The sequence below is a fragment of the Streptomyces sp. NPDC005483 genome, from assembly GCF_040606035.1.
Classification (GTDB): domain Bacteria; phylum Actinomycetota; class Actinomycetes; order Streptomycetales; family Streptomycetaceae; genus Streptomyces.
This window is the reverse complement of record NZ_JBEXEA010000012.1, coordinates 158,698-175,189: the sequence shown is the minus strand read 5'-3', so window position 1 is coordinate 175,189 and position 16,492 is coordinate 158,698. Positions and strand designations below refer to the sequence as shown.

The 16,492-nt window shown below is 70.0% G+C and carries 18 protein-coding genes and 1 pseudogene; 10 read left to right on the top strand and 9 right to left on the bottom strand.

From position 1 onward, the window contains the following. Positions 1-6 precede the first annotated feature (6 nt). Positions 7-240 (top strand): YozE family protein, encoded by a 234-nt coding sequence (locus ABZT06_RS24025; protein WP_355744339.1) that lies wholly within the window; start codon positions 7-9, stop codon positions 238-240. Positions 241-357: 117 nt separating this feature from the next. Here ABZT06_RS24025 and ABZT06_RS24020 read toward each other — a convergent pair whose 3' ends face one another. The 5 genes from ABZT06_RS24020 to phoU form a co-directional block, all read right to left on the bottom strand. Then, a complete protein-coding gene (locus ABZT06_RS24020) occupies positions 358-936 on the bottom strand; it encodes a GNAT family protein (protein ID WP_355744336.1) in 579 nt (192 codons plus the stop codon). Positions 937-961: 25 nt separating this feature from the next. After that, entirely contained in the window at positions 962-1,681 is a 720-nt protein-coding gene (locus ABZT06_RS24015) for a hypothetical protein (RefSeq protein ID WP_355744334.1), read from the bottom strand. A gap of 69 nt (positions 1,682-1,750) precedes the next feature. After that, positions 1,751-1,963, bottom strand: a complete 213-nt coding sequence (locus tag ABZT06_RS24010; protein WP_355744331.1) for a hypothetical protein — start codon at positions 1,961-1,963, stop codon at positions 1,751-1,753. A gap of 201 nt (positions 1,964-2,164) precedes the next feature. Next, positions 2,165-2,413 carry an SCO4226 family nickel-binding protein gene (locus tag ABZT06_RS24005; RefSeq protein WP_355744328.1) on the bottom strand — a complete coding sequence of 83 codons (249 nt, stop codon included), beginning with the start codon at positions 2,411-2,413 and terminating at the stop codon, positions 2,165-2,167. A 442-nt stretch (positions 2,414-2,855) separates the two neighbouring features. After that, the gene (phoU, locus tag ABZT06_RS24000; protein WP_355744325.1) at positions 2,856-3,545 is read right to left on the bottom strand and encodes a phosphate signaling complex protein PhoU; all 690 of its coding nucleotides are present in this window, start codon (positions 3,543-3,545) and stop codon (positions 2,856-2,858) included. 224 nt (positions 3,546-3,769) lie between these two features. Here phoU and ABZT06_RS23995 point away from each other — a divergent pair, with 224 nt between their 5' ends. After that, the gene (locus ABZT06_RS23995; protein WP_355744322.1) at positions 3,770-5,026 is read left to right on the top strand and encodes an ATP-binding protein; all 1,257 of its coding nucleotides are present in this window, start codon (positions 3,770-3,772) and stop codon (positions 5,024-5,026) included. After that, entirely contained in the window at positions 5,023-5,703 is a 681-nt protein-coding gene (locus tag ABZT06_RS23990) for a response regulator transcription factor (protein ID WP_007382946.1), read from the top strand. Before ABZT06_RS23995 ends, ABZT06_RS23990 begins: the two co-directional genes overlap by 4 nt. A 91-nt stretch (positions 5,704-5,794) precedes the next feature. On the opposite strand, the gene ABZT06_RS23985 is transcribed toward ABZT06_RS23990, so the two are convergent. Beyond that, the gene (locus tag ABZT06_RS23985) at positions 5,795-6,457 is read right to left on the bottom strand and encodes a DUF461 domain-containing protein (protein WP_355744319.1); all 663 of its coding nucleotides are present in this window, start codon (positions 6,455-6,457) and stop codon (positions 5,795-5,797) included. 588 nt (positions 6,458-7,045) lie between these two features. Here ABZT06_RS23985 and ABZT06_RS23980 point away from each other — a divergent pair. From ABZT06_RS23980 to ABZT06_RS23950, 7 genes and pseudogenes are all read left to right on the top strand, one after another. Then, positions 7,046-7,528 carry a CarD family transcriptional regulator gene (locus ABZT06_RS23980; protein WP_003953493.1) on the top strand — a complete coding sequence of 161 codons (483 nt, stop codon included), beginning with the start codon at positions 7,046-7,048 and terminating at the stop codon, positions 7,526-7,528. A 342-nt stretch (positions 7,529-7,870) separates the two neighbouring features. Further along, positions 7,871-8,635 (top strand): 2-C-methyl-D-erythritol 4-phosphate cytidylyltransferase, encoded by a 765-nt coding sequence (gene ispD, locus ABZT06_RS23975; protein ID WP_355744316.1) that lies wholly within the window; start codon positions 7,871-7,873, stop codon positions 8,633-8,635. Beyond that, on the top strand, positions 8,625-9,122 hold the full coding sequence (gene ispF, locus ABZT06_RS23970; protein ID WP_355744314.1) for a 2-C-methyl-D-erythritol 2,4-cyclodiphosphate synthase: 498 nt from the start codon (positions 8,625-8,627) through the stop codon (positions 9,120-9,122). The genes ispD and ispF overlap by 11 nt, the downstream gene beginning before the upstream one ends. A 48-nt stretch (positions 9,123-9,170) precedes the next feature. After that, positions 9,171-10,568, top strand: a complete 1,398-nt coding sequence (cysS, locus tag ABZT06_RS23965; protein ID WP_355744311.1) for a cysteine--tRNA ligase — start codon at positions 9,171-9,173, stop codon at positions 10,566-10,568. Between the two features lie 90 nt (positions 10,569-10,658). Then, on the top strand, positions 10,659-11,600 hold the full coding sequence (gene rlmB / locus ABZT06_RS23960) for a 23S rRNA (guanosine(2251)-2'-O)-methyltransferase RlmB (protein ID WP_355744308.1): 942 nt from the start codon (positions 10,659-10,661) through the stop codon (positions 11,598-11,600). A gap of 85 nt (positions 11,601-11,685) precedes the next feature. Beyond that, positions 11,686-11,799, top strand: a pseudogene (locus ABZT06_RS23955) (TrmH family RNA methyltransferase); the annotation flags it as partial. Between the two features lie 118 nt (positions 11,800-11,917). Next, entirely contained in the window at positions 11,918-13,579 is a 1,662-nt protein-coding gene (locus tag ABZT06_RS23950; RefSeq protein WP_355744305.1) for a DoxX family membrane protein, read from the top strand. Between the two features lie 208 nt (positions 13,580-13,787). Here ABZT06_RS23950 and ABZT06_RS23945 read toward each other — a convergent pair whose 3' ends face one another. From ABZT06_RS23945 to ugpC, 3 genes are all read right to left on the bottom strand, one after another. After that, positions 13,788-14,519, bottom strand: coding sequence for a nucleotidyltransferase family protein (locus tag ABZT06_RS23945; RefSeq protein WP_355744302.1), 732 nt, complete (start codon positions 14,517-14,519; stop codon positions 13,788-13,790). A gap of 60 nt (positions 14,520-14,579) precedes the next feature. After that, positions 14,580-15,038 (bottom strand): hypothetical protein, encoded by a 459-nt coding sequence (locus tag ABZT06_RS23940; RefSeq protein WP_355744299.1) that lies wholly within the window; start codon positions 15,036-15,038, stop codon positions 14,580-14,582. A gap of 216 nt (positions 15,039-15,254) precedes the next feature. After that, complete coding sequence (ugpC, locus tag ABZT06_RS23935) at positions 15,255-16,391, bottom strand: sn-glycerol-3-phosphate ABC transporter ATP-binding protein UgpC (RefSeq protein ID WP_355744297.1); 1,137 nt, start codon at positions 16,389-16,391, stop codon at positions 15,255-15,257. Between the last annotated feature and the right edge of the window lie 101 nt (positions 16,392-16,492).

Here is a 16,492-nt window from a genome sequence, read left to right as displayed (position 1 = left end):
GCGGACATGCCCAAGCCGACGAGCTTTACCGCGTGGTTGCAGACCCATGCCGATCAGCGCAACGCCATCGGGGATCTCGCTCGGGATGTCTCCACTGATCCGGACTGGCCCTCCCACAAGGGAAGGCAGGGCCAGCTTGACTACCTTGAAGAGTGCGGTGCCATTGATGCGGCTATCGAGACGCTCGAACGCGCCTGGGCGCAGTACGAGGCATACCGGGCAGCGCAGGGCGATGGCTGAGCGGCCGGGAAGCTTCGTGGCCCCTGACGGGAACTCCGGGCGATAGCAGCCACGGGCCCTCCGGGCAGCCCGCATCGGGCCGCTTCCGGGGGCCGCGAGGACCAGCCGCTGTCTTTGTCAGCGGGCGGGAACCGGCTCGGACGACGGCAGCCACTCCCTCCTGATCAGCCCGTAGACCCACGAGTCGGAGACCTCGCCGTTGACGACGCAGTCTTCCCGCAACGTCCCTTCACGCACGAAGCCGAGCTTCTCCAGCACGCGGGCAGATGCCACGTTGCGGGTATCGGTCTCAGCTTGGACGCGATTCAGGTCCAGCGTGTCGAAGGCCCACCGCAGCACGGCGCGCGCGGCCTCGGTCGCGTAGCCGTGGCCCCACACCGCATCGTCGAAGCAGTAGCCCAGCGACGCGCTGCGGTAGTCCGGATTCCACCTTTTCAGGCTGCACCAGCCGATGAACGCTCCGTCGGAGACACGATCGACGGCCAGCCGCGCCCCGGTGCCCTCCCGAGCCATCTGCCCGCAAGCCGTGATGAACTGCTCGGCGCGCACGCGTTTGCTCCATGGTGGCGCGTCCCAGTAACGCAGCACGTGGGCGTTGCTGTGCAGCGCGAAGAGGGCGTTCGCGTCCGCGTCCTCGAAGGCACGCAGTCGAAGGCGAGCTGTGTGCAACGAGGGGGTGGGCAGCAACTTCGTCATGTTCCCTCTCCTGATCGGTGGCCGATCACGCCCCCGACCCCTGCCGAGGAGGCGGAGCGGGGGCGTTTTCGTTCAGCCACGTCTTCCAGACGTGCCGGGTGTTCGGGATCTCGGGGTGGTCCAGGAGCCGCAGCACGTAGGCCGCGTGGAGCCGAGCCCAGGGGGCCGGGGAGTCACGGGCCGCGGTGAGTCTGCCGCGCAGGTCGGGGCCGTCCACGGCACGGGCCACCCGTACGTACTCGCGGTCCTTGCAGCGGTATGACCGCCGTACGACCAGATCGACGAGGTCGACCAGCTTCGCCCGCGTCCCGGTGTCGTGGTCGACGGTCGCCAACTGCCGTATCAGGGACTCTTTTACGCCCCACATCTTCGCGTGCCGTGTCCACTGCTGTGGATAGCGGGCCTCCCACTCCAGGTAGAGCACCGCGTACGGCAGGCCCGGCCACCTGCGGAGGTCGGCGTCGTGTCTGGTCCACAGGGCCTCCGGCAGGGAGCGGCTCGCGGCCTCGTCGAAAGCCTGTCTCGCTGCCTTTCGTTTCCTGGGGTGCGGGCCGAACCGGCTGGCCGTTCTCCAGACCTCGTTGTAGTGGGCTATCGCCGCCTCGGTCTTCGCGCGGGCACGGTCCAGTCGGTCGAGGGCGACGGCACGTTCGGCGGGATCCGCTGCGATCAGGTGATACGCCCAGTCCAGGCGCTCGTTCCACGCGCGGGCGTCGTCGACTCCCGGGACCGTCCTCTTCGTCATGCGACCGATCATCCATGGACCGAGCCGCCGACGCGATCAAAAAAAGTCCGAGCCCGGGAGCCCGTGGCGTCATGAGAAGAAGCCGGCCCAGTACTCGTCGGGGCCGCACACGAAGTCGTCCGGGCGGTCTCTCCTCAGTGCCTCATAGCGTGCGCTGAAGACGTCCAGTGCCTCCTGGAGCGAGCAGCCGAGGTGTTCGCGGAGTGCGCTGAGGCCGAGGATGATCCGATTGTTCAGGATCTGGGCGTCGGCGATGTCCACCGCGGCGCGGTCTGCCGTCACTTCTGCTCCGCAGACCGTCGTGCGGAGTCCGTGCCACCAGGCGGCCGGGGGACGTCCCTGCCAGGGCCGCGACCTGCTGGACGTGGGCCCTGGGGCCGCCGGTGACTCGGGGCGTCGTGACGGTCGTGCCACTTCTGCCTGTCCATGTGCGGACCCTATGGCGGTCCAGTCGCCGCTCCAACCGAATTTCGTGCGGTCGCGTCAGACCGACAGCGGCACCGGGTGGATCTCGTCCGCCTTGTGACCCGTCCGTTCGTGGACGCGCTGGACCGCTTCCGGCGACGGTGCCTCCGAGAGGCAGTACACGAGGCCGGACTCGGGGTCCGCCCAGGCGCGCTCGAAGTGCACGCCCTCTTCGTTCTTTATCGCGAGGTCGGCCTGGTGGGCCTCCATCAACTGCTCCGCCGTGATGCCCTGCATCCCACGGTGTACGTCCATGAACCGTGCCATGGCCTCCACCTCCCTGCCATCCCCGAGCCGTACGGTCCCCCCGCGCCTGCGCCTCTCATGCTCCCCCTCCCCGCCCGCCCCGAGACGACGAGGGGCCCCGGGATCACCCGGGGCCCCTCGCCGTCGTACGAGAATCAGCCGCACTGGCACGGACTGCCCGACTGGCACCCGCACCCGCATCCCGAACCGCAGCCGCACGCGCCGATGACCGTCAGGGTCCTGATCGCGGCGGGCTGCTCGGTCGGGCGTTCCTGCGTGGGGTCGGGCTGGGGGGTGCTGGGGGATTCGGCCATGGGTCCCTCCTCGAGGCGAGAGCCAGAACGTGCCGACTGCCGGACCGACTGTCGGATCAGGCCCTGTGCCCATTGCATGCCCGCCTCCGTGGGCGCATCAACGGCGCACGGAGGCTCGCGCACACCCCGGATCGACCCCGGGCGCCGGTTCAGGCCCCCTCGACCCCCGTCACCGGCTGGATCTCCGACTGGAGCTCGTCCGCGTGCTCACCCGTCACCAGGTAGACCACCCGCTTGGCCACCGACACCGCGTGGTCGGCGAACCGCTCGTAGTAGCGGCCGAGGAGGGTGACATCCACCGCCGTCTCGATGCCGTGCTTCCACTTGTCGTCCAGCAGGTGCTGGAAGAGCGTGCGGTGCAGCAGGTCCATCGCGTCGTCGTCCTGCTCCAGCTGGAGCGCCAGGTCGACGTCCTTGGTGATGATGACCTCCGCGGCCTTGGCCATCAGGCGCTGCGCGAGCTGGCCCATCTCCAGGATGGTCGCGTGCAGGTCGTGCGGGATGGCCTTCTCGGGGAAGCGCAGCCGGGCCAGCTTCGCCACGTGCTGGGCGAGGTCGCCGGAGCGCTCCAGGTCGGCCGACATGCGCAGGGAGGTGACGACGATACGGAGGTCCGTCGCCACCGGCTGCTGCCGCGCGAGCAGCGCTATCGCCCTGGCCTCCAGGTCGTGCTGGAGGTCGTCGACCTTCTGGTCGGCCTCGATCACGCTCTCGGCCAGCTTCAGGTCGGAGTCGAGGATGGCCGTGGTGGCGCGTCCGATCGCCGAGCCGACCAGCCGGGCCATCTCCACCAGACCGTCGCCGATCGAATCAAGTTCCTCGTGGTACGCGTCCCGCATTGTCGGTTCCCTCTCGTACGTCATTCCTGTGGGTTCCAGGGGCCAAAACCGGCCGTGAAACCGGTGCTGCGTACCCCACGCTCCCACGTTCAGCCCCCTACGCGTCCGTTTCCGCCCTCCCAAATGAACCAACACTGGCTCCAAGGTGAACTCTGGGCGACGAGTGTTCGAGCTCGCACTCGGACGGCTGTGGCCAGGACCGATCCCATGCCTAACCTGGAGGCATGGACGTGAACGCGGCGGTCGCCGCAGCGGCAGCGATCGCCGGTGTGCTCACCGGTGTCATCGCCATGCTGGCGTTCCGCTGGAGCGAGCGGGAGCAGAAACGCCCCACCCGCACCTCCCTGCACACGGACCCGGTGCTCCCGCCGGGCGTGGACACCGTCCTCTCCGTGCTCCGCTCCTCGGCCGTCGTCCTCGACGAGGCCGACGCCGTCGTCAAGGCGAGCTCCGCCGCGTACGCCCTCGGGCTGGTCCGCGGCGGCAAGCTCTCCGTGGAGCCGATGCTCCAGATGGCGCGGGACACCAGGAGGGACGGGGAGATACGCCAGGTCGAGCTGGACCTGCCGAGGCGGGGCACCGGACGTGGGGAGGCCCTCGCGGTCTCCGCGCGCGTGGCGCCCCTCGGCTCCCGGCTGGTCCTGCTCCTGGTGGAAGACCTCACCGAGGCCCGGCGGATCGAAGCGGTACGACGCGACTTCGTCGCGAACGTCAGCCATGAGCTCAAGACCCCGGTCGGCGCTCTCTCCCTCCTGTCCGAGGCGGTCATGGACGCCTCCGAGGACCCGGAGGCCGTGGAGCGCTTCGCCGGCCGTATGCAGATCGAGGCCACCCGCCTCACCAGCCTCGTCCAGGAACTCATCGACCTCTCCCGGGTCCAGAACGACGACCCGCTGGAGGACGCCGAGCCCGTCCGCGTGGACGAGCTGGTCGCCGAGGCCATCGACCGCTGCCGGCACCAGGCCGGCACCAAACAGATCACCATGGCCGCCGCCGGCGCGGCCGACCTGCGCGTCTGGGGCAACCGCGGCCAGCTCGCCGCCGCCCTCGGCAACCTCGTCGAGAACGCCGTCAACTACTCACCCGCCCGCACTCGCGTCGGCATAGCCGCCCGCCGGGTGTCCGTTCCGGGCGGCGACCTCGTCGAGGTCGCCGTCACCGACCAGGGCATCGGCATCTCCGACAAGGACAAGGAGCGCATCTTCGAGCGCTTCTACCGCGTCGACCCGGCCCGCTCCCGCCAGACCGGCGGCACCGGTCTCGGTCTCGCGATCGTCAAGCACGTGGCCGCCTCGCACGGCGGGGAGGTCACGGTATGGAGCTCGGAAGGCCAGGGCTCCACGTTCACCCTCAGACTGCCGGAGGCGGGCGCGGCCCGCGACCGCGCGCTCCAGCACCCCGACCTCGACGACGAGGACGGGCATTCCACCCCCGAGTCGGCTTCTTACGACCCGCTTCCCGCCCCGGAGGTCCTTCCGTGACCCGAGTGCTCGTCGTCGAGGACGAGGAGTCCTTCTCCGACGCCCTTTCGTACATGCTCCGCAAGGAGGGCTTCGAGGTCGCCATCGCGGCCACCGGCCCCGACGGACTCGACGAGTTCGAGCGCAACGGCGCCGACCTCGTCCTCCTCGACCTGATGCTGCCGGGCCTGCCCGGCACGGAGGTCTGCCGCCAGCTGCGCGGCCGCTCCAACGTCCCCGTCATCATGGTGACTGCCAAGGACAGCGAGATCGACAAGGTCGTCGGCCTGGAAATAGGAGCCGATGACTATGTCACCAAGCCGTTCTCCTCGCGCGAGCTGGTCGCCCGTATCCGCGCCGTCCTGCGCCGGCGCGGCGAGCCCGAGGAGGTCACCCCGGCCGCCCTGGAGGCCGGTCCGGTCCGCATGGACGTGGACCGCCACGTGGTCACGGTCTCCGGCTCCAAGGTCGACCTGCCCCTCAAGGAGTTCGACCTGCTGGAGATGCTGCTGCGCAACGCAGGGCGCGTCCTGACCCGCATGCAGCTCATCGACCGCGTCTGGGGCGCCGACTACGTCGGTGACACCAAGACCCTCGACGTCCACGTCAAGCGCCTGCGCGCCAAGATCGAGCCCGACCCGGGCGCGCCCAGGTACCTGGTGACGGTGCGGGGCCTCGGCTACAAGTTTGAGCCGTAAAGAGCCGTAAAGAACAGCTGCCGTACGCCGAAGGGCGGGACCTCCGAGGAGGTCCCGCCCTTCGGCGTCGTACGACGTGTCGTACGGCCGCTCAGTGGCTCGCGGCCGACTCGCCGGCCGTCGCGCTCGCGGACGCCGCGTCGGTCGGCGTGGCGGAGCCGCTCGGGGTGGCCGAACCGGTCGGGGTCGCGGAACCGGCCGGCTTCGGCGAGGTCTGCGGCGCCGACGGGACGGCGCTCGGGCCCCACTGGGTGTAGTAGCTGTCGGCCGGGACCACGAAGGCGCGCAGGCTCACCGCACCGGTCGTGCTGAAGGTGAAGGTGACCTTCTGGGCGTTGCCGTTCTTGACGCTCGCGCCGAGTTCGCTCACGGCGGCGGAGGCGTTGCCCTTGCCGCCGAGGATGACGGAGCCGTGGGCCGGGACGGGCACGTCGCCCTTGCCCTTGGCGGGCGTGATCCGGGCGCTGCCGCCGCCGTCGACGCTCACGGAGTCCAGCGTCTGGGGCTTGTCACCGTTGTTGAAGACGGTGGCGGAGACCACGGCCGGGCCCTTGGTCTCGCCGGAGGCCTGGGTGGACGGCTGGGTGATCACCACGACGTTCTGGAGCTTGATGTCGCCCACGCGGGTCTCCGCGTTGTCCGGCTTGACCTCCAGGGTCTGGGCGTCGCTGCCGGCCGCACACGCGGAGAGCGCGGCGAACGAGAACGCGATGGCGGAGGCGGCGAGGGCGCCGCGTCGAAGGCTGCTGCTCACGGGGGCGGCAACTCCTTGACTTGAGCGGGGCGGCCCGTAAAGCCGCGCTAAGTGTCTGTCAGCGGCCTTAGGTTACCGAGCCGTTCCCGTGGCGCCGCACCCGACCCTCCCCAAGAGCGTGTCACTCCGTTCACAAGTGACTCGTGAGTCACTTGTGCCCCGCACCCCGGCGCTCGTCCGGCATTCACATAAGAGCCTTCGGCATCCAGTAGCAAAACTTCCGTGAAGGAATGTGCGATCATCCCCGGAATTGATCACCACCTGATCAGCCGACCGCGCGTGATCAATTCCGGATTCGACAGGGAAGTGACTCCGGACACCGAACGGAGTAGCGGAAGTCGCACACCTGGAACCGGACATTTGGGGATGTTAGCCCGCTCGGAGGAGCCTCCGGATGTGTGTAACGTACGCGTTTCACCTCGCCCGGAGAGCCGCTCCGACCTGCGAATTCCTTCTTCCGCTCGGCCTGCGCAGCACGTTCCTGTTGCTGTTGTCAAGCCCCGAGATATGCCCTGACCTGCGAAAACGCCATTCAGAACCCGCAGTTTCCGTGTTACCCTGGATAGCCACGGAAGGGGTACCTGTCACATGACGTTCAAGGTTGGCGACACCGTGGTCTATCCCCATCACGGGGCCGCGCTGATCGAGGCTATCGAAACTCGCCAGATCAAAGGCGTGGACAAGACCTACTTGGTGCTGAAGGTCGCCCAGGGTGACCTGACGGTACGTGTGCCAGCGGACAATGCGGAGTTCGTCGGCGTGCGTGATGTGGTCGGTCAGGACGGGCTGGACCGGGTCTTCGAGGTGCTGCGCGCGCCGTACGCCGAGGAGCCCACTAACTGGTCCCGTCGTTACAAGGCAAACCTGGAGAAGCTCGCCTCCGGCGATGTCATCAAGGTCGCGGAAGTCGTGCGTGACCTGTGGCGTCGTGAGCGCGAGCGCGGACTCTCCGCAGGTGAGAAGCGCATGCTCGCCAAGGCTCGGCAGATCCTGGTGAGTGAGCTCGCCCTCGCGGAGAACACCAACGAGGACAAGGCCGAGGCGCTGCTCGACGAGGTTCTCGCGTCCTGAGCGTCTCTGTGCAGGCACCTTGCCCGCTCAGCTCAGCACACTCTGAATCTGAATTGCCGCACTGAAATGCCGCGGTGCCCGATGACGCAACAGCTGTCGCCGGGCGCTGCGGCATGTCTGTCTCCGGAATCAAATGTTCTGATGCCGGACCTGTCACGCCCCGGAGTGCCGCGCGTGTGACCTCGCGCGTGTTCCTCTCGGAGAAAGATCCCCCGATACTTGGCGTGCCGGGCCCGGGCAGCAAGCTCGACCGGTGTCACGGAAGGGTCCGGTCAAGGCGTCGCGCCCGGCACGCTGTCTCCGTACCCACGTTGGCCGAGCACACAAACCTGACAGGAACCGATGTCTGACGTTTCGCGTCCTTCGCCCGCCGAAGCACGTGCGAAGGCCCGCACCGCGGTGGTGATTCCGGCCGCCGGACGGGGCGTACGCCTCGGTCCGGGCGCCCCCAAGGCGCTCCGCGCGCTGAACGGCACCCCCATGCTGATCCACGCGATCCGCGCGATGGCCGCCTCCCGTGCCGTCTCCCTGGTCGTCGTCGTGGCCCCGCCCGACGGCGCCGGCGAGGTCAAGTCCCTCCTCGACGCGCACGCGCTGCCCGAGCGGACCGACTTCGTCGTCGTCCCGGGCGGCGACTCCCGTCAGGAGTCGGTCGGCCTCGGCCTGGACGCCCTGCCCGCCGACTTCGACATCGTCCTGGTCCACGACGCGGCCCGCCCGCTCGTCCCGGTCGACACCGTCGACGCCGTCATCGAGGCCGTACGGGAGGGCGCGCCCGCCGTCGTCCCGGCGCTGCCCCTCGCGGACACCGTGAAGGAGGTCGAGCCGGCGAGTGCCCAAGGTGAGCCGGAACCGGTGGTGGCGACCCCGGTCCGCGCGCGCCTGCGTGCCGTGCAGACCCCGCAGGGTTTCGACCGGGCGACCCTGATCCGCGCCCACGAGACGGTCACCGAGGACGTCACCGACGACGCGAGCATGGTCGAGCAACTCGGGCTCACCGTCATGGTCGTGCCCGGCCACGAGGAGGCCTTCAAGGTGACCCGCCCGCTGGACCTGGTCCTCGCGGAGGCGGTCCTGGCCCGCAGGAGGCTCAACGATGGCTTCTGAACAGCCCGTGATCCTGCCCCAGGTCGGCATCGGCACCGACATCCACGCCTTCGAGGAGGGCCGCGAGCTGTGGTGCGCGGGCCTGAAGTGGGAGGGCGAGGGCACCGGCCTGGCCGGCCACTCCGACGCGGACGTCGTCGCCCACGCCGCCTGCAACGCGCTCTTCTCCGCGGCCGGCCTCGGTGACCTGGGTCAGCACTTCGGCACCGGCCGCCCGGAGTGGTCGGGCGCGTCCGGCGTCACCTTGCTGACGGAGGCGGCCCGGATCGTCCGCGAGGCGGGCTTCCGGATCGGCAACATCGCCGTACAGGTGGTGGGTCCGCGCCCGAAGATCGGCAAGCGCAGGGACGAGGCGCAGAAAATCCTGTCGGAGGCGGCGGGCGCCCCCGTGTCGGTGTCGGGGGCGACCACGGACGGCCTCGGCTTCCCCGGTCGCGGCGAGGGTCTGATGGCGGTGGCGACGGCCTTGGTCGTAAGGCAAGGGTGACAAAAGGACTGCTCCACGCACCCCCTTCGGCCCACTACGCTAGGTCCCGTGACTATTCGCCTGTACGACACCAGCGCCCGGCAGATCCGTGACTTCGCCCCGCTCACGCCGGGCTGTGTCTCGATCTACCTCTGTGGCGCCACGGTGCAGGCGGCCCCGCACATCGGCCACATCCGCTCCGGCCTGAACTTCGACATCATGCGCCGCTGGTTCGAGTACCGCGGCTACGAGGTCACGTTCATCCGCAACGTCACGGACATCGACGACAAGATCATCGCCAAGGCGGCCGAGTACAACCGCGCCTGGTGGTCGATCGGGTACGAGAACGAGCGCGCGTTCAACGACGGCTACACCGCCCTCGGCTGCCTCCCGCCCACCTACGAGCCGCGTGCCACCGGGCACGTGACCGAGATGGTCGAGATGATGCAGGGCCTCATCGAGCGCGGCCACGCCTACGAGTCCGACGGCAACGTCTACTTCGACGTGCGCTCCTTCCCGGGCTACCTGGAGCTGTCGCGGCAGGAGCTGGACAACCTGCTCCAGCCGTCCGGCGACGGCGAGACCGGCAAGCGCGACCCGCGTGACTTCGCGATGTGGAAGTCCGCCAAGCCGGGCGAGCCGACCTGGTCGACGCCGTGGGGCCCTGGCCGCCCCGGCTGGCACCTGGAGTGCTCGGCGATGGCCCACAAGTACCTGGGCACCGCCTTCGACATCCACGGCGGCGGCCTCGACCTCATCTTCCCGCACCACGAGAACGAGATCGCCCAGGCCAAGGCCTACGGCGACGACTTCGCGCAGTACTGGGTGCACAACGCCTGGGTCACCATGGCCGGCGACAAGATGTCCAAGTCGCTGGGCAACTCGGTGCTCGTGTCCGAGATGGTCAAGGAGTGGCGGCCGATCGTGCTGCGCTACTACCTCGGCACCCCGCACTACCGCTCGATGATCGAGTACAGCCAGGACGCCCTGCGCGAGGCGGAGTCGGCGTTCGCGCGGATCGAGGGCTTCGTACAGCGCGTCGTGGAGAAGGCGGGTGACGTGCAGCCGGCCGCTGAGGTGCCGCCCGCCTTCGCCGAGGCCATGGACGACGACCTGGGTGTCCCGCAGGCCCTCGCCGTCGTGCACACCACCGTCCGGCAGGGCAACAGCGCGCTCGCGGCCGACGACAAGGAAGCCGCGGTGGCCCGCCTCGCCGAGGTGCGCGCCATGCTCGGCGTCCTCGGCCTCGACCCGCTCGACCCGCACTGGGCCGGCGACGAGAGCCGCGGCGAAGACCTGCACGGCGTGGTCGACAGCCTCGTACGCCTGGTCCTCGACCAGCGGGAGGCGGCCCGCGCCCGCAAGGACTGGGCCACCGCGGACGCCATCCGCGACCAGCTCGGCCAGTCGGGACTGACCATCGAGGACGGCCCCCAGGGACCGCGCTGGACGCTGGGTCCCCGCTAGCCCCTTTCTTGATCGATTGTGCCGCCCGGCCCTCCGGGCGGCACACTGCATAGACGCACGCGTATTTCACCGACGTAGAACAGGTAGGTCATGGCAGCCAACAACCGCCGCATGTCCGGCAAGAAGGGCGCGCAGGTCGGCAGTGGCGGCCAGCGGCGCAAGGGCCTGGAGGGCAAGGGTCCGACCCCGCCCGCCGAGGCGCGCAAGGGCCACAAGAAGAACCGGATCGCGGGCGCCCAGGCGCGGCAGGCCGTACGCCGTCCCGCGCCGCGCGGCCGCGGTGGCAAGGGCACTTCGGAGATGGTCGTCGGCCGTAACCCCGTCGTCGAGGCGCTGCGCGAGGGCGTGCCCGCGGTGACGCTCTACGTCCAGCAGTTCATCGACAACGACGAGCGGGTCCGCGAGGCGCTCCAGCTCGTCGCCGACCGGGGCGGCGTCCACCTCATGGAGGCCCCCCGCCCCGAGCTCGACCGGATGACCAACGGGCTCAACCACCAGGGCCTGGTCCTCCAGGTCCCGCCGTACGAGTACGCCCACCCCGAGGACCTCGCGAACGGCGCCTACGACGAGGGCCAGGACCCGCTGATCGTCGCCCTCGACGGCGTGACCGACCCGCGCAACCTCGGTGCCGCCGTCCGCTCCGTCTCGGCCTTCGGCGGCCACGGCGTCCTCGTGCCCGAGCGGCGCGCGGCCGGCATGACCGCCGGTGCGTGGAAGTCGTCCGCCGGTACGGCCGCCCGCACCCCCGTGGCCCGCTGCACCAACCTGACGCGCGCCCTGGAGGCGTACAAGAAGCAGGGCATCGCGGTCGTCGGCCTCGCCGCCGACGGTGAGCACGAGATCGGTGACCTGGAAGCCCTCGGCGGCCCCGTCGTCATCGTCGTCGGCAGCGAGGGCAAGGGCCTGTCCCGCCTGGTCGGGGAGACCTGCGACTACCGGGTGCGGATCCCGATGCCGGGTGGCGCCGAGTCGCTGAACGCCGGTGTGGCGGCGGGGATCGTGCTGTACGAGGCGGCTCGCCGACGGGGCTGAGGGCAGTCGGCGTGGGCAGGCGGATCTCGTCGGCCGGAGGCCGGCGCAGCCGTCCGAAGCGCGAAGCTGCGAGGGCGGCGGACAAGGGGGGTCCTGCGACTACCGGGTGCGGATCCCGATGCCGGGTGGCGCCGAGTCGCTGAACGCCGGTGTGGCGGCGGGGATCGTGCTGTACGAGGCGGCTCGCCGACGGGCCTGAACGACTGTTCGGCGCGGTCACCCACACGGGGTGTTCCCGGCGTACGGGACAAGCTTGACGGGGTCCGGACAGATCCGGCCGGTCAAAGCAGTGTCCTAACCACACGTCACTCGGTTAGATGCGTGTGGACACCAGAAAACCCCGTACACCCACGGGGGGCCGCTCGTCGGGATTCGATACCGGGCTCGATGACGCTCCCGCGCTGAGCATGGTGAAGGTGCCGAGCGATCCGGCGCAGATCATCGTCAACCACGCCAGCTTCCGCGTCCAGTTGGGCGCGTCGTCCCGGCGCACCGCCCAATCCCAGCGCATCGCACGGCACTTGAGCGCCGCCGAGGACACCGCGCGCATCGCGGCCGTCGGCGCCACGGCGGTCAGAGCCGGCGTGGCCCCCGCCGCGGGGCGCCGTCGGCCCGTCGTGTGGAGCGGCAGGTCGGACCCCGACGACACCGGCGCCCACCGCCTCCTGCAGGCCGTGCGGGGCGGCAGCGTCGGCCATGCCGAGCCGCCCGCCGCCAACGCCGGAGCCACCCAGGTCATCCCCCGCGTCGATGTCGACCACGGTTACCAGGCCGACTACGGCGACGAGTCGGCCCAGACCATGGAGACCCCGGTCATCGGCGCCCAGCGCACACCCGACGGCGACGGCACCCGACTCCTGCCCCACATGCGCACAGTCGGCAGCGCGTACGACGAACCCGCCTACGACGGAGAGGAGTTCGACGACGGCTTCGACGAGGCCCGTGCCGACCGCGCCACCAAGCGACAGGGCGACGAGGCCGCCCGGCACGCCTACTACCCGAGCCGCCGCATGAACCTCGGCGTCGTCCTCCTCCCACTCCGGATCTTCCTCGGCTTCATCACCATCTACGCCGGCATGGGCAAGCTCTGCGACCCTGTCTACTTCGACGGCGGCAAGCGCGGCTCCATGGTCAAGTGGCTCAACTCCCTGCATCCGTGGGAAGTGGCCGAACCACTGCGCCAGTTCGCCCTCCAGCACCCCGTCGGCTCCGGCCTCGTCATCGCCTTCTTCCAGGTCATCGTCGGCGTCCTCACGATCCTGGGCTGCTGGCAGCGCGTCGCCGCGGTCGTCGGCGCCGGCCTCTCCGCCGCGCTCCTCGTCACCGTCAGCTGGAAGAGCGTCCCCGCCTACGACACCCCCGACATCATCTACCTCGCCGCCTGGTCCCCGCTGATCATCGCCGGCGCCCCCGTCTACTCCATCGACGGCCGCCTCGCGGGCGGCGCCTGGCGCCGCCTCGGACCCCACTCCGACATCTGGGAGCTGCGCAACTACGTCCTGCGCCGCGGTGCCCTCGTCACGGCCATCGTCACCGGCCTCACCCTCCTGATCGGCTCCGTCCTCGGCGGTGCCGTCCGGGACGCCGACCGGGTCATCGTCCCCGGCCCCGGCGAGGCCCCGCGCAACGAACTGCCCGGCTCCCCGCTCCCGCAGGACTCCGTCAAGGCCCGCAAGCAGAGCCCGTCGGCGTCCACCCGGCCCAGCCAGCGCGCCACCAGCGGCCCGTCCGCCGGCACCTCGGCCACCCCAGGCACCACCCACGACACGGGCGCCACCGCCGGCGGCTCGCCCAGCCAGACCCAGGGCACCACCGGCCAGACCTCGCCCCAGCAGTCCTTCCCGGCCCAGCAGGCCCCCAGCACCACCTCCGGCCCCACCGGCGGCGGCACGAGCACCTCCGGCGGCTCGACAGGCGGCTCCGGCACCGGGGGCTCCGCCTCCGGCCAACCGGGCCTGGTGGGCGGCCTGTTGGGGTAGGCGGGCCGGTGGGCGACGTACTGGGCAACCCCACCGGCTGAGCGACACCGCCCGTACAGACAGAAGGTCCCGCACAGAGGATGTGCGGGACCTTCTTGATGCGGGAGACCTGAAGCGCCTTCAGGGGCGGGCGCGGCGCTGTATCAATGTGCGGCTCCGCCACGCGGGCGCGACCAGCCACGACGGCCTCGCAGCCTGAACGCGACCGTCATCTCCCCAACGCGGCCAGTTCCTTCGCCGCCTCGGTCAGATCCTTCGCCGTGTCGATGGCCCGCCAGTACGCCCCCTGCGGAATCGGGAACCCGGCCAGCCGCAGCTCACGCGCCAACGTGGGGAACGTCGTCCGCTCATGATCCCCCCGCTCCGGCAGCAACTCCGCGAACGCGGGCGAGAACACGTACACACCGGCGTTGATCTCGAACGTCGACGGCGGCGCCTCGATGAAGTCCGTGATGTGCCCGAACCCGTCCGTCTGCACCGCCCCCCACGGAATCCGCGGCCGCGCCAGCGCCAGCGTCGCGACCGCGTCCCGCTCGGTGTGGAAGTCCGCCATGTCCCGCAGCGAGAACCGCGTCCAGATGTCACCGTTCGTCGCGTACCACGCCCGGTCCGGGTGCGGCAGATGCGCCGCCGCGTACTTCAGACCGCCACCCCGGCCGAGCGGCTCCGCCTCGATGACCGTCCGGACGCGCAACGGCAGGTCGGCCGTCCTCAGCCAGTCCTGGAGCACCTCCGCGAGATGCCCGCAGCTGACCACCACGTCCGTCACGCCCTCCTCGGCGAGCCAGACAAGCTGATGGCCGATGATCGGAGTCCCCGTACCGGGGATCTCGACCATCGGCTTGGGCCGGTCGTCGGTGTAGGGACGCAGCCGGGAACCCTGGCCGCCGGCCAGGATCACGGCTTGGGTGGGACGGGACGCGGCGTTCGGATCGGTCATGACCGGAACTGTACGGCGCGCCCCTCACCCGACCTCGGCGGGCATCCCCTCTCGCGGCGGTCAGCTGTGTGCCGCCGCCACACCCGTCGCGTAGGACGTGTCGCAGACGGGACGGGCGTACGACTGCGCCCGCGTGGGCCCGTACACACGGACCGCGGCGCGCCCCAGGGCCCTCGCGATGGAAGCGCAGTGTCTGGCGAGCGACGGGCGCTCGTTCACGGCCTCCTGGAGGTGCGTGAGGGCGATGCCCGGGTTCTTCTCCTGGAGCTCGGTCAGGAGCTGCTCGCGCAGGGCGTCCTGCGGGGCCAGGGGGGCGCTGCGCGGCTTGCTGTCCGAGATCGTCGCGTCCGAGGCGGTGAGCACCGAGGAGCTCGAGGGATCCCCCGACCAGTTGACTCGGGTGACCGCGAGGGTCCCGGAGAGCACCAGGACGACGGGCAGGACAAGGGCGAGGGAGCGGCCGATACGGCGGGCGGGGCCCCGGCCGCGTCGCGTCTGTTGGCAAGTGGAGTGCTTCACGCGTGTGAGGGTAGCGTGCGGTAATGATTTGGCGACATTTAGTCACCGGTTCGGGGGACGGGATGGTGCCGATTTCTGGGTAGGGGGTTGACGCACACTGCTCGAAATGACCGGTGTGCCGGGGTATTCATCGATCGCCTCCAGGTGCGAGAAGGGCCCCGCAGATGGTCTGCGGGGCCCTTCTCGTCAACCTGGGTGATTTCGTGCGGTTCGTCCTCAGTCGGTGAGGCGCTCGCCCGTGGAGGTCGAGAACACGTGGGTCTCGCCCGGACGCGGCACGACGTGCAGCGTGGCGCCCTTCTCCGGGACCGCGCGGCCGCTCACGCGGACGACCAGGTCCTTCAGCTCACCGTCGACCTTGGCGGAGCCGTAGACGTAACCGTCGGCGCCGAGCTCCTCGACCACGTTCACGGAGACCGCGAGACCGGCCGGGGCGTCCTCGGTGTCCTTGGACAGGGCCGAGGCGGCGGCGCCGTTGTGCTCGACGATGTCGAAGTGCTCGGGGCGGACACCGACGGTCACCGTGGTGTCACCCTTGTCGGAGGCGGCCTTGAGAGCCTCGCGGTTGACGGGCACCACACTGTTGCCGAACTTCACACCGCCGTCGGTGATCGGGACCTCGACGAGGTTCATCGCCGGGGAACCGATGAAGCCGGCGACGAAGAGGTTCGCCGGGCGGTCGTACATGTTGCGCGGGGAGTCGACCTGCTGGAGCAGACCGTCCTTGAGCACGGCCACACGGTCGCCCATCGTCATGGCCTCGACCTGGTCGTGGGTGACGTAGACGGTGGTGATGCCGAGACGGCGCTGCAGCGACGCGATCTGCGTACGCGTCGACACACGGAGCTTGGCGTCCAGGTTCGACAGCGGCTCGTCCATGAGGAAGACCTGGGGCTCACGCACGATGGCGCGGCCCATCGCGACACGCTGGCGCTGACCGCCGGAGAGGGCCTTCGGCTTGCGGTCCAGGTACTCGGTGAGGTCGAGGATCTTCGCGGCCTCCTCGACCTTCTGCCGGATCTCCGCCTTGTTGATGCCGGCGATCTTGAGCGCGAAGCCCATGTTGTCGGCGACCGTCATGTGCGGGTACAGCGCGTAGTTCTGGAACACCATGGCGATGTCCCGGTCCTTCGGCGGCAGGTGCGTCACGTCGCGGTCACCGATGCGGATGGCGCCGCCGTTGACGTCCTCGAGCCCCGCCAGCATGCGGAGCGAGGTGGACTTGCCACAGCCGGACGGGCCGACCAGGACGAGGAACTCGCCGTCCTCGATGTGGATGTCGAGACCGTCGACGGCGGGCTTCGTGGAACCCGGGTAAACGCGGGTCGCCTTGTCGAACGAAACAGTGGCCATGGCTCAGAGGCCCCCTTCTACCGGCAGGAACGTGCCGGACGATCCGTTGTAGGAAGGTGGTGGTGTAGTCCACACAGGTGGACAGGCTCAGGACGGTACCC